At 68.9% G+C, this 12,320-nt stretch carries 12 protein-coding genes; 7 read left to right on the forward strand and 5 right to left on the reverse strand.

Annotation, left to right across the window (positions count from 1 at the left end; all coding sequences use genetic code 11):
* From AB0H36_RS19630 to AB0H36_RS19640, 3 genes are read right to left on the reverse strand one after another with little or no spacing between them, the layout of a single operon-like run.
* Complete coding sequence (locus AB0H36_RS19630) at window positions 1-1,671, reverse strand: hypothetical protein (RefSeq protein ID WP_360524787.1); 1,671 nt, start codon at window positions 1,669-1,671, stop codon at window positions 1-3.
* Complete coding sequence (locus AB0H36_RS19635) at window positions 1,668-3,401, reverse strand: MBL fold metallo-hydrolase (RefSeq protein WP_360524790.1); 1,734 nt, start codon at window positions 3,399-3,401, stop codon at window positions 1,668-1,670. The genes AB0H36_RS19630 and AB0H36_RS19635 overlap by 4 nt, the downstream gene beginning before the upstream one ends.
* A gap of 51 nt (window positions 3,402-3,452) precedes the next feature.
* Window positions 3,453-3,803, reverse strand: coding sequence for an STAS domain-containing protein (locus AB0H36_RS19640; RefSeq protein WP_360524793.1), 351 nt, complete (start codon window positions 3,801-3,803; stop codon window positions 3,453-3,455).
* 392 nt (window positions 3,804-4,195) lie between these two features.
* Here AB0H36_RS19640 and AB0H36_RS19645 point away from each other — a divergent pair, with 392 nt between their 5' ends.
* From AB0H36_RS19645 to AB0H36_RS19655, 3 genes are all read left to right on the forward strand, one after another.
* Entirely contained in the window at window positions 4,196-4,939 is a 744-nt protein-coding gene (locus AB0H36_RS19645) for an SDR family oxidoreductase (protein WP_360524796.1), read from the forward strand.
* An 11-nt stretch (window positions 4,940-4,950) separates the two neighbouring features.
* On the forward strand, window positions 4,951-5,664 hold the full coding sequence (locus AB0H36_RS19650; RefSeq protein ID WP_360524877.1) for a DNA alkylation repair protein: 714 nt from the start codon (window positions 4,951-4,953) through the stop codon (window positions 5,662-5,664).
* Between the two features lie 86 nt (window positions 5,665-5,750).
* Complete coding sequence (locus tag AB0H36_RS19655) at window positions 5,751-6,554, forward strand: M23 family metallopeptidase (RefSeq protein WP_360524799.1); 804 nt, start codon at window positions 5,751-5,753, stop codon at window positions 6,552-6,554.
* Window positions 6,555-6,599: 45 nt separating this feature from the next.
* On the opposite strand, the gene AB0H36_RS19660 is transcribed toward AB0H36_RS19655, so the two are convergent.
* Both AB0H36_RS19660 and AB0H36_RS19665 read right to left on the reverse strand, forming a co-directional pair.
* Window positions 6,600-8,072 carry a DHA2 family efflux MFS transporter permease subunit gene (locus AB0H36_RS19660; RefSeq protein ID WP_360524802.1) on the reverse strand — a complete coding sequence of 491 codons (1,473 nt, stop codon included), beginning with the start codon at window positions 8,070-8,072 and terminating at the stop codon, window positions 6,600-6,602.
* A gap of 20 nt (window positions 8,073-8,092) precedes the next feature.
* Window positions 8,093-8,902 carry a hypothetical protein gene (locus AB0H36_RS19665; protein WP_360524805.1) on the reverse strand — a complete coding sequence of 270 codons (810 nt, stop codon included), beginning with the start codon at window positions 8,900-8,902 and terminating at the stop codon, window positions 8,093-8,095.
* A gap of 213 nt (window positions 8,903-9,115) precedes the next feature.
* Here AB0H36_RS19665 and AB0H36_RS19670 point away from each other — a divergent pair, with 213 nt between their 5' ends.
* The 4 genes from AB0H36_RS19670 (at window position 9,116) to AB0H36_RS19685 (ending at window position 12,308) form a co-directional block, all read left to right on the forward strand.
* Window positions 9,116-9,922: a DUF4397 domain-containing protein gene (locus tag AB0H36_RS19670; protein WP_360524808.1), complete on the forward strand. Its 807-nt coding sequence runs from the start codon at window positions 9,116-9,118 to the stop codon at window positions 9,920-9,922.
* 71 nt (window positions 9,923-9,993) lie between these two features.
* Complete coding sequence (locus tag AB0H36_RS19675) at window positions 9,994-10,617, forward strand: class F sortase (protein WP_360524811.1); 624 nt, start codon at window positions 9,994-9,996, stop codon at window positions 10,615-10,617.
* Between the two features lie 23 nt (window positions 10,618-10,640).
* Window positions 10,641-11,258, forward strand: coding sequence for an L-threonylcarbamoyladenylate synthase (locus AB0H36_RS19680; protein WP_360524814.1), 618 nt, complete (start codon window positions 10,641-10,643; stop codon window positions 11,256-11,258).
* 87 nt (window positions 11,259-11,345) lie between these two features.
* Window positions 11,346-12,308: a penicillin-insensitive murein endopeptidase gene (locus tag AB0H36_RS19685; protein WP_360524817.1), complete on the forward strand. Its 963-nt coding sequence runs from the start codon at window positions 11,346-11,348 to the stop codon at window positions 12,306-12,308.
* Window positions 12,309-12,320: the final 12 nt, after the last annotated feature.

Genomic DNA, 12,320 nt, shown 5'->3' on the forward strand with positions numbered 1-12,320 from the left:
CTAAAGGCTCCGGGCCGCCCTGTAGCGGTTCCAGCTGTCCTTGATGGCGTCGAAGTCGTCCGGAGCGAAGTCGTAGCGGTCCGTGTCAGTACCGTCCACGTAGTACAGCGCCGGCACGCCCAGACCGCCCTGCATCGCCACGTACGTGCGCCATTCACCGTGACTCGGCATCATCCAGCCGTCGGTGTCGATGCCCAGCTCAGGACATACCGCCTGCACCACCTCGGCCCGATAGGCCATGTGACGAGCGACATACCCGGGCTCGGCGGTGTGGTCGTGCAGTACGTCGTTCAGCCGGATCACGTCGGTCACGTCGAGGAAGGCCGGGTTCGGCGTGTGCGTGACGACCAGTGCGTCCGGCTTGACCCGCTTGGCCGTGTCGTAAACGAGCCGGAGCTGCTCGTGCAGCAGCGCGGCACCCCACCGGCGTCCGCTGTGCCGCAGTGACGAGCCGCACGGCGTCCGCGCGGTGAAGTCGACCTTGAACCCGTCCGCATCCAGCCCGTCTGCGGACAGCATGTAGGTCACGGCCTCGGTGATCAGTGACGCGCAGGCAGGAGAGTCCGGATCGAGGCCGACCGGGTTGCCACCGGCATCGGTCACGCAGGCGTCCAGCGGAGCGCCCTCCTCGTCCCACGCCTTCCACCACAGCAACACCCGCTGCCCGGCCGCATGCCGCGCGGCAATCCAGCCCTTCAGGTCCTGCCACTTCACCGGATCGGGCTGGCAGGTCGCGTACGACGCCTGCCACTTGTCGTCGATCACGATCGTCTCCGGCACGATCCCCTGCCCAGCAAGGGTCTCCAGGAACGCGTCGTAGTTCGTCTGGGTCGCTAGCGGCTGTGGAGCCTGGTCGGTGCGAACCCCCAGCGCACACTGCGCTCCCCACCCGCAGAAGATCGTCCCGCGCCACCACTCCGCGTCCACTGCCGTCCGGGAAGGCACAACGCCGTACGAGTCGAGCAATGCCCGATGCTGCACCAGGACATCCGACGGGGACTCACCACCCAGGTGTACGACGAGCGGCGGCGTGCGGAACTGCCCTTCGACCACGGTCTGGCCCTCGTAGTCCAGCCGCAGACTGAAGCCACCGGTCACAGGCAGGTAGTGGTAGCTGGTGAAGGTCTGCTCGGCGACCGGTGCCACCACACTGAGGCCCAGCCACTGGTCGTCCACGGCCGCCGCGAAGCACCAGGGCGCGGGCGTGAACAGCCACCGCTCGATGCCCGGCTCACCGCCCTCACCGCACACACTGATCGTCGCCGGCTCCAGCGCATCCCGGATGACACGGGTCGGGTGGTCCGGATTGGGGGAGTACGCCTGCTGCAGCTGCGACCCGCTGGGCAGGAAACCCCGCGGCGTACGACGCCCACCGAGCAGGTGCATATCGGTAAGCCGCCCCCGGCCGGTCACCACTGTCGACGTCTCGATCCGGTCGGCCAGGAACCGCGTGGTCGTGACTCGCGTGTCCCACACCGTGCTGTGAGCAGTCGCAGTGACGACCAGTCCTTCAGCACCCTCGACGACATCCACCGCGATGTCGCCGTAGCTCTCGTCGAACCCCTCCACTGTGTCCAGCGAGGCGAACAGCCGCAGCTTCAGCACCGGCCGTCCATCGACGACCACGCTGGCGTACGCCTTGGCTTCCTGTACATCGACCGTGTACTTCAACGACCCGTCCTCACGTCTACTAGTGCCTCTGCCAACTGACCCACGTACCGCCCGTCCCGGGTGATCCCGGCCGCGATCCGCGCCTGCCGCACCGGCTCCCCGACATGTGGCACCACGAGGAACTCCTGCGACGCCACCTGTGAGCACTCCCATCCGGAAGGCACCACCAGCGACGCACCCGCACAGCTCACCCGCACAGTGAACGGCTGCCCGTCCACCGCATCGATCCGGTACGGCGTGATGCGCACAGCACCCGTGAACACCGGGTCGTCCGGCAAGAACAACTCCCGGTGTACCCGCGCAACGGCATCGCCAAGCCGCACCAACTCGTCCAGGTAGTCCTGCGTCACCGGTCGCGGGTCCCAGTGCCCGGAGATCATCAGAGACGGCTGCAGCCGCTGGTAGAGCGCAGCCGAGGCCACATAGTCGTCCGCAGCGAAGGCATTCGCGTACTGGAAGTTCGGGATCTCCGCCGACTCACCAGGAACCCAGCTACCCGTCTGCTGATCTCCTGTGGACAGCACCCGCTGCCCGTCCACCTCGAAGCCAATGGCCGACGCGTACAGCGTGTGCCCCGGCAGAGCATGCAGGTCCAGTTCGTACTCGCGCCACCGCACACTCGTCCCGTCCGCCACGTGCCGCGCGCAGGGGATCGGCTCGAACCATAGACAGGGCAGGTCATAGTGCGTCGGGTTCTCCAGCACGTGGGCCACCGGACTCGACGCCCACACCTCCGTCCCGTGCACCTCGCGCATCAGGTTGAACGCGGCAACGTGGTCGTCGTGGTAGTGGGTGGGGATGGCAACCTCGACCCGCTCGATGCCGTAGTCGCGTTGCAGTGCGCGCAGGCTGGGCAGCCAGGGTCGGACATGGTGCCGCGGGCCACCGATCGGGATGCCCGTGGTCAGGTCGTAGCCGTAGTCGATCAGCAGCGCCCTACCGGAGTCGCTGAGCAGGACGTAGCTGTGTGACTCGCTCGTGCGGTTCATCAGCAGGTGCGGGCTGAGCTCTACGTACGGCCGCTCGAGCTTGTCGAGCAGACCGGTCGGCTGGCCGAGTCGCACCTTGATCAGCTCGCCCAGCGCGTCGCAGGTCTGCCGGACGGCGAGAGCCGGGTCTGTCATCGGCGAGCCGTGACTGGGCATCAGTGCGCGCGGTTGGTGGTCCAGCAACTGCACCAGGGAGGCCATGGTCAGCGCGGCGCCCTCAAGACCGACGTACGACCACTGCAGCGCGGCAGCCGACCACACCTTGCCCGGGCTGTGCAGCAGGTCGCCGGTGAAGGCATAGCCATCGATCAGGTAGCTGACGCTGCCTGGCGTGTGACCAGGTGTCGGCAGCGTCCGCACGTCCAGATGCCCGATGCGGGAGACGCTGTAGTCCTTCATGACGCCGGCGACCGGCACCGGCTCCAGCAACGAGAACCGGTCCGTGTGCAGATCGTAGTTGTTCACCACACGTCGTTGCTGCCAGTGATGATCCACACCGGCGATCAGGTCGACTTCGCCGGCGGGCGCCCAGATCCGGGCGCCGGCTGCCACGAGCCGTGGCAGACCTTCGACCTGGTCGCGGTGGTGGTGCGTGACGAGTACGTCGGTCACCCGGTCCACGCCGTACGACGGCAACTGGTCCAGCCAGCGTCCGCTGCCGGCGTCGATCGCCACTGCCGACCGCGTCGCCGGGTCAACGAACAGGTAGACCACACAGGTGTCCTCGATGGCGTGCAACACACCCAGCACCCTAGAGGCAGGCTGGAATCGATTCCACCCCCGCCCGGGGGCTCAGAGCTCGGCGAGCGCCTCGGTGGCGGTGGAGTAGATCCGGAACTGGCCGCCGAGACCGGTGATCGCCAGCGGCCGATCGACCGGGCGGCCGACGCCGACCAGAGCCAGGGTGATGTTGTGCAGGCCGGCCAGGTTGCGGGCCTCCACGAGGTTGCCCAGTCCGGCCGAGCTGCAGAAGGTGACGGCAGAGACGTCGATCAGCACCAGTTTGGCCGGTGGGGCCACTGCGGCGCGGATCGACTCGGCAGCGAAGTCAGTGGTCGCGATGTCGATCTCACCGGACAGCCGGACCAGCAGCACGCCTGGTTCCAGCTCCTCGGTCACAGCGTCGAAAGTCGTTTTGATCATCTCGCCGTCCCGCGGCTCTGGGTGGCTGGTCACGCCGGTCTCTCCCCCGGACAGTCCCGCGGACGCCGGTCGGTCCTGGCGAGGTGGAACTGCCCTGCCCTCACCGTATGCCCCAACGCGCAAGCGTCACAACGGGTCTGACCCGGATGACCTCGGAGCGTGATCTAACCACGGGTGTAAGCGCTACCAGCCAGTGCATTTGCCATGTGCAGACGCCTCGTTCACCTGCCTGTGCAGACGCCTCCTACAAAGGCAATCGTCACTCGATCGAACGCATCACCTCACGGCCGCCGAAGGTCCCGATGCCCTTCCGGGACGGGTTCACTGGGGTCACCAGGGTATGCGTGATAGACACGTTATGGAAGCAATCTGACACCAGGGGTGAGGCTGCGATGGGTGCGCTCGACGGCAAGGCCGCTCTCGTCACCGGCGGTTCGCGAGGGATCGGGGCAGCGATCGTCCGGCGGCTGGCCGCCGACGGCGCCGTGGTCACCTTCACCTACCTGTCGAGCGACGCCGCGGCCGCCGAGGTCGTCGACGAGGTCAAGGCGGCCGACGGCCAGGCGATCGCGGTGCAGTCCGACCAGGCCGACCTGGCCGGCATCCCCGACCTGTTCGCGCGAGCCGCCGAGCCGACCGGGGCCCTGGACATCTTCGTCGGCAACGCGGCCGAGGTGACGGTGAAGCCGATCGACAGCGTCACCGAGGACGACTACGACCACCTCTTCGCCACCAACGTGAAGGGTCCGTACTTCGCGATCCAGCAGGCGGCGCGGGTGCTCCCCGACGGCGGCCGGATCATCGCGCTCTCGACGCTGAATACGGTCGTGCCCGGTCCCGGGATCTCGCTGTACGCGGCGAGCAAGGCCGCGCTCGAGCAGTTCGTCAAGGTCGCCGCCCGAGAGTACGGCGCCCGTGGAATCACCGTCAACATCGTCTCGCCGGGTGCGACCGACACCGACATGTTCCGCGACTCCAACCCGCCGGAGGCCAAGGCCGCGCTGGTCGGCATCACCGCGCTCGGCCGCGTCGGCGAGCCGGCCGACATCGCGGACGTCGTCGCCTTCCTGGCCGGTCCGGACAGCCGCTGGCTGACGGGGCAGAACCTGCGCGCCACCGGAGGGTTGCTGATCTGAGCACCGCCGACCTGCTCGCCGACGTCGACGCCGCGGCCGACCCGGCCGCGGCGAAGATCCTGGCCGGCTACTTCAAGCTGGGACCCGGTGGCTACGGTCACGGCGACCAGATGATCGGCGTGAAGCTGTCCACCATCCGCGGCCTGCTCAAGCCCTACCTGCGCGCCGGCCTTCCGCTCGCCGAGCTCGAGGAGGCGCTGAAGAGCCCGATCCACGAGCACCGGCTGGCCGTGCTCTGCCTGCTCGCCGACCGCGCGTCCCGCAGCCTCAAGCCGCGTACGGCGGACCCGGCCGAGGTCACCGCGATCTACGACCTCTACCTGCGCAGTACGGCGTACATCAACAACTGGGACTTGGTCGACTGCAGCACGTCGGAGATCGTCGGCGGGTACCTGCTCGACAAGCCGCGCGACGTGCTCTACACGCTGGTCCGGTCGCCCTCGCTGTGGGAGCGGCGGATCGCGCTCGTTGCGACCCACCTGTTCATCAGGAACGGCGAGAGCGCGGACACGTACGCGCTGTCCGCGCTGGTGCTCGACGACCGCGAGGACCTGATCCACAAGGCGTCCGGGTGGATGCTGCGTGAGGCCGGCAAGCGAGTCTCGGAGGACGAGCTCCGGGCGTTCCTCGACGAGCACGCGGCGTTGATGCCGCGGACCATGCTGCGGTACGCGATCGAGCGGCTGGAACCCGCCGTACGCAAGGAGTATCTGGCGCTGCGCTGACGTTTTCGCGCAGGTCGAAAGGCCTCGGGATCCCGCGACGGAGCGTTACCCTGACGCTCAAGTCGATCGCGGAAGGGGCCGCCCCCATGAACCCGAAGCGCATCATCAAGCTGTTGCTGCTCGCAACACTCGTCGCCGCCGGGCTGGTCGCTGTGCCGACCACTGCCACGGCAGCGCCCGGATTTCAGATGCCGATCCCGTGCGGGCTGCGGTGGACCACCGCGACGCACGGCGGCCACGCCAGCCAGTGGATGCTGGACATGGTCTCGCCGAGCGGAGCCACCCGCGGCACTCCGGTGCTCGCGTCGGCCGGTGGGACGGTCAGTGCGTCGCTGCTGTCGTCCAGCGGCGGCCACATGGTCGTCATCGACCACGGTGGTGGCTGGCAGACCCGGTACCTGCACATGGACCGCCGTGACGTTGCCGTCGGCAACGTGGTAGCACAGGGCCGGCAGATCGGCATCGTCGGCAACACCGGTGACAGCACCGGGCCGCACCTGCACTACGAGCAGAAGCTGAACGGCACCGTCCAGCAGTCGTGGTTCAACGGGCACGCCGTACCGCTCACCTGGTCGTACAACCAGCACTTCGAGACCAGCGCCAACTGCGGCGCGGGCGACGGGAAGTTCTGGGTCGACACGTTCGCCAACGCACCCGGTCACAGCACGCCCGGCGGCACCCAGACCGGCACCCTCTACAAGGGCACGAACTACGTGTTCTGCAAGGTCTGGGGGCCGGAGGTCCGGGTCGGCACCGCCTACAACCACTGGTGGATGAAGACCGACCTCGACGTCGGCCCGGCGAATCAGTGGGTGTCGGCGTACTACCTGTCCCGCTGGGGCAACGACGAGGCGAAGGACAACAACGGCCGCGACCTTCCGAACTGCTGAAGGCCGGTTCGCCATTTGTCGACATGTCGCCGTGCCGGGCTGGGCTCAGGAGGCCTCGCGGCTGTCGGCGTACGGCGGTGCGGTCAGCGCGCAGTGCGGGTGGTGAAGGACCTCGACCGGCCTCTCGGCGCGGCCGCCGATCGTGAACCAGGAAATCACCCCACCGGCAGCGCACAACGCCCCGGAGATCCACAGTGCGTTGGCGAACCCATTGCTGAAGGCAACCGGATCGAGCCATGAGTCGCCGGTGAGCCCGGCCGCGATCGGGATCGCCGCGACCGCCATCAGCTGCGCCGACCGGGCGATCGCGTTGTTCACCCCGGACGCGATCCCGGCGTGGTGGTCGTCCACCGACGACAACACGGTCGCGGTCAGTGGCGCGACGGTCGCGACCAGCCCGAGGCCGAGTACGACGACCGCCGGCAGCACCGCGGAGACGTAAGTCGAGTCCATGTCGATCCGCAGCATCAGTAGCAGGCCCGCCGCCATCAGCAGCGGTCCGACGGTCATCGGGATCCGCGCACCGATCCGGTCCGCGAGTCCGCCGGCGTACCCGGACAGCGCCAGCATCAGCAGCGTCATCGGCAGCAGTGAGGCGCCGGCCCAGATCGCGGAGTACCCGAGTGCGGTCTGGAGGTAGACGACGAGGAGGAACGTCGCCGTGCCCATGCCGCCGTACACGACGACGGTGACCAGGTTGGCGCCGGTGAAGGCCCGGTTGGCGAAGATGCCGGGCGGAATCATCGGGTGCGACTCCCGGCGCTCGACCTCCACGAAGACCGCGAACGAGAGGACGCCGACGATCAGCGAGGTCAGCACGAGCGGGTCGCTCCAGCCGCGTTCGCCGGCGCTGATCAGGCCGAAGGTGAGCCCGGCGAGGCCGATGGTCGCGACCGCGGCGCCCTTCAGGTCGAGCTTGCCGGCCGCGGTCTCGTCGCGCGTCTCAGGGACGTGCCGCAGGGTGACGAGCAAGGTCAGCAGGGCGAGCGGGACGTTCAGCAGGAAGATGTACCGCCAGGACCCGCTGTCGACCAGGCCGCCGCCGACGAACGGGCCGATGGCCGCGGCGACCGAGGTGAGGCCGGACCAGGCGCCGACCGCCTTGCCGCGGTCGGACGGCGCGAACGTGGTCTGCAGGATCGCCAGGCTGCCGGGGGTCAGCAACGCGCCGCCCATGCCCTGCAGGACCCGGCCGGCGATCATCACCTCGAGGGTCGGCGCGACCGTGCACACCACCGAGGCGATCGCGAACCAGATCACTCCGACGACGAACATCCGCCGCCGGCCGAGCCGGTCGCCGAGCGAACCACTGAGCAGGATCAGCGCCGCCAGCGGCAGCATGTACCCGTTGACGATCCACTGCAGTCCGGCGACCTCGGCGTCGAACTCCTCGCCCATCGCCGGCAGCGCGACGTTGACCACCGTGCCGTCGAGGAACGCCATCCCCGACCCGAGTGCCGTGGCCGCGAGGACCCACCTCGCCCGGCTGGTGCCGAAAACGATCCGCTCGTCCGTCATGGACTCACACTAGGTGCTTACTACGGCTGCGGGAGATCCAGTTGGAGAACGACGAGGGCCTTGTCGGCCGGGATGCCTGGGAGCACCGAGAGTTCGGGTGGGTTGCCGACTGCGCAGCGGGTCTCGGTGAGCAGTGGGCAGACGACGTTGAGCAGCTCGCCGCCGTTGACGATCAGGTTGGTCGGCAGGCCGCCCTCGGTGATCGCGGTGAGCGGCCGGATGGCCGACGCGGCCCGCTCCGGCTTCGACTCCGTACGCCGTACCGTCGAGCCGGACAGCCGGTAGATCAGGCGCAGGTTCGTCGCGGCCGTGGTCAGCGGCACGTCGGTCGTGGTGGTGACGCTGGAGCTGGCCAGCGGGATGGCCGCGCCGTTGGCCAGCACCCGCAGGTTGGTCGCGATCGGCGAGGTCTTGGTCATCATCCCGGGCAGCTGTTCACCGGACGCGGGCAGCTGGACCTGCAGGATGCTCGTCGGCTTGGGCAACATCACGTCCTCGGTGATGTCGAACGACCCGTCCGCCAGCGGTACGGCGACCATCCGGATGCCCGGCGTGGTCGCGCCGGGACCCGGGCTGCTGGCCGGCGTCTCGCCGGGCCGAGTGGTGCTGACCGGTCCAGAGGGAAGGCCGGGGCTGGGGGCCACCGGGCCGGCCGTGTCCGGTGAGCAGGCCACGGTCGCGCTGAGCCCCAGAGTCAGCGCGGCCGCGGCCAGCCACCTTGTCCCCGTCCCCGTCGCCCGTCGCCCGAGGTCCTCCACCCCCGATGGCACGTCCGGGAGGAACTCCGCGCCCGTCCTCGACGCCCGGTCCGGCGAACCGCGTTCAGACACGTCTCATCGCCCCCAACGGATTCGGCCGTTTCCTCTGGCGGTCGGATCGGACTTGCGCATACGATACGCCGGAATTAGTGGGGTGCGGCAATTACTGCCGAATATTTCCTGGGGACTTCGAGGGGGCACAAAATGGCGAGACGGAGCGTGTCCGGACCATTCCGGGCCGTATTCGAAGCAATTTCGAGAATTCCTGGTCCGGTAATTAGCCGGGTGATTCCGCTGGCGCTGGTGGTGACTGTCGCGGCGGCGCCGGCCGTCCTCGTGGCGCCGGCCGAGGGGGCCGCGGGCGCCAATCTGTACGTCGTCCAGGGCCTGCCCGGGCGATCGCTCGACATCAGCATCGACGGCCGCACGGTGGCGACCGATGTCGCGACCACGAAGGTGGTCGGGCCGTTCGGTGTTGCCGCAGGCAAGCGGATGCTGACCGCCCGGCAGGACGGCAAGACGGTGATCTCGCGGGAGGTCTCGGTCGGATCCGGGGCCAGCGTCGACGCCGTGATCCACCTGCCGGTCTCGCCCACCGGCGCGCCGGTGCTGACGTCGTACGTGAACAAACTGAACGCGATCCCGCGCGACAAGGCCGCGCTGCGGGTCGCGCACGACGCGGCCGTCGGGCCGGCCGACATCCGGGTGAACGGTCAGGTGGCGTTCGCGAACGTGGCGAATGGGGAATCGCTGGAGGCGGTCGTCCCGGCGGCCACCTACAAGGTCGACATCGTGCCGGCCGGCGCGAGTTCACCGGTTGTTCTCGGTCCGTTGGATTTGCCGGCTCGGGCCGGTTATCTGACCCGGGTCTTCGCGGTCGGTAATCCGAACGCGAAGACGATGAACGTCGCGCTCGGGACGATCAAGTTGCCGGGTTCGGGTTCGGGGACACCCGGGCTGGTGGACACCGGGACCGGCGGTCAGGCGGCGGAGCTGAACCAGGCGCACAGCTCCGCGGACCTCTGGCTCGTGGTCATCCTGGCCGGTCTGCTGGCTGCGGTGGTGACGGTCCGGAAGGCGGTCCGTCGCTGAGGAAGCTCCTGCTCGCACTGGTGTTGTGCTGCGCGGGCCTGGAGGGGTGCGCTGCGCAGGCGGACAACGCCGTGCCGGACCCCGGGGCGGGCGGCGGTACCCCAACGCCGTCGTCCGCTCCGGCTGTACGTGGCGCCCCTGGGTTCGTTCCGGAGATCGAACCCAGGGTCACGCCGTCGCAGACCGATCCGGCGTCCGCACCGCCGGCCCGGATCGGTACGCCGGCCCCGAGCCAGCGGATCTGGTTCGTTCCGGACCAGGTGGTGCTGCCGGGTGGGGCGACGGCTCCGGTGATCCCGGCGAGCACGGTGAGGGGTGAGCTGAAGGTCCCGGAGGAAGGCCGGCGCGTCGGTTGGTGGGACGGCGGTGCTCAGGCCGGTGACCCGTTCGGGTCGGTGGTGCTGGCCGGCCACGTCGACACCAAGACCGAGGGAGTCGGGCACTTCGCCCGGCTGCTCCGCATCAAGCCGGGCGAGCTCGTCGTACTGCATGGCGCCGGCCACACCGCGACGTACCGGGTCAGCTCGATCGTCTCGGTGCCGAAGAACGCGCTCGCGACGAAGAGCGGCGCCTTCGACCAGAAGGTCAGCCACCGGCTGGTCCTGATCACCTGCACGGGCGCGTACGACGCCTCCCGCGGCGGCTACGAGGACAACCTCGTCGTCACCGCCACCGCGGTCGGTCCGGCCCGCTGACCCGACCGCTAGGCTCGGCCGTTATGGCGAGGTATTTCAACGTGCACCCGGAGAATCCGCAGCGGCGCGCGATCGGCCAGGTGGTGGACCTGGTGCGCGACGGCGGGCTGATCGCATATCCGACCGACTCGTGCTTCGCGCTCGGCTGCCAGCTCGGGAACCGGGACGGGATCGAGCGGATCCGCGCCATCCGGCACCTGGACGACCGGCACCACTTCACGCTGGTCTGCCAGGACTTCGCCCAGCTCGGGCAGTTCGTGCACATCAGCAACGCGGTGTTCCGGTCGATCAAGGCGGCCACGCCGGGCAGCTACACGTTCATCCTGCCGGCCACGAAGGAAGTGCCGCGCCGGCTGCTGCACCCGAAGAAGAAGACGGTCGGCGTGCGGATCCCGGACCACGTCGTGGCCCAGGCGCTGGTCGAGGAGCTGGGCGAGCCACTGCTGTCGAGCACCCTGCTGCTTCCGGACCACGAGGTGCCGATGACACAGGCCTGGGAGATCAAGGAAGAGCTCGACAACCAGGTCGACGCGGTCATCGAAGGCGAGACCGGCACCGAGCCCACCACCGTCGTCGACTTCTCCGACGACTTCGCCGAGGTGGTCCGGGTCGGCGCGGGGGACCCGGCACCCTTCCAGTGAGGTCTTGCGGTTGGGAAGATCATGCCCGATCGTGGCTGCGTAGAAGTTGGTCAGTAACCAGCGCACCTCACCCGCCCCGGAGGAGCCATGAGACGACGACTCGTGTTCGCGGTGCTGGCCGCCGTACTGCTGATCGGAGTGCCTGCGCCGGCGCAGGCGTACGCGAACGCGTTCTTCCCGACGCAGAGCAGTGGCAATCGTGGCGCCGACGTACTGGCGATCCAGTACCTGCTGCAGCACCACGGGCAGTCCGTCTCCGCCGACGGAGTGTTCGGCGCGACGACGACGGCCGCCGCCAAGGCGTTCCAGACGTCGAAGGGCCTCGGCGCCGATGGCATCGTCGGACCGCAGACCTGGGGAGCGTTGGTGCCGACGATCCGGTCGGGCGACAACAACGCGGCGGTGAAGGCGCTTCAGGTCGAGCTCAACGCCAAGCGGCGGCTCAGCCTGCCGGTCGACGGAGTGTTCGGTACGGCGGTCCGCGACGCAGTGGTCGCGTTCCAGTCCCACGCCGGCATCGGCGCGGACGGGATCGTCGGCCCGATCACCTGGCGCAACCTCGCCTGGCACTACGACTACCCGGACTTCGCCGCCAACCTGTGCGACCAGGACCCCGACGGCAACGGTACGGCGGCCAACTGGGCCACGTCGGCCGCAGTCGCCCAGCTCGAGCAGGCCGCGCGATCGTTCCGCGGCACCGCACAAGGAAAGGTCCCGTACGGCGATGCCGGGTTCGAGCACGGTGGTGACATCCCCGGCCACGGCAGCCATGAGGTTGGCCTGGACATCGACATCTGGCCGATCCGCACGGACAGCGCCCAGTGCACCGCAGGCCGGATCACCTGGGAGTCATCGACGTACGACCGGGCTGCCACTCGCCAACTGGTCCAGGCGATCCGTGCCGCCGCACCGGGGCACGTCCGGATCATCTTCTTCAACGACCCGGTCCTGATCAACGAAGGACTCACCACCGAGTGGCCGGCCCACGACAACCACCTCCACGTCCGCTTCTGCGAGAAGGTCCACCCCAACAGCCTCTACACCTGCTGATCGAGCAGACTG

It is taken from the genome of Kribbella sp. NPDC050820 (assembly GCF_040653975.1).
GTDB lineage: Bacteria > Actinomycetota > Actinomycetes > Propionibacteriales > Kribbellaceae > Kribbella.

Excerpts from the sequence above, each read along its gene's own strand:
- AB0H36_RS19640 (WP_360524793.1), bottom strand. The coding sequence starts at position 3,803 with ATGATCAAAACGACTTTCGACGCTGTGACCGAGGAGCTGGAACCAGGC.
- AB0H36_RS19645 (WP_360524796.1), top strand. The coding sequence starts at position 4,196 with ATGGGTGCGCTCGACGGCAAGGCCGCTCTCGTCACCGGCGGTTCGCGA.
- AB0H36_RS19655 (WP_360524799.1), top strand. The coding sequence starts at position 5,751 with ATGAACCCGAAGCGCATCATCAAGCTGTTGCTGCTCGCAACACTCGTC.
- AB0H36_RS19660 (WP_360524802.1), bottom strand. The coding sequence starts at position 8,072 with ATGACGGACGAGCGGATCGTTTTCGGCACCAGCCGGGCGAGGTGGGTC.
- AB0H36_RS19680 (WP_360524814.1), top strand. The coding sequence starts at position 10,641 with ATGGCGAGGTATTTCAACGTGCACCCGGAGAATCCGCAGCGGCGCGCG.
- AB0H36_RS19685 (WP_360524817.1), top strand. The coding sequence starts at position 11,346 with ATGAGACGACGACTCGTGTTCGCGGTGCTGGCCGCCGTACTGCTGATC.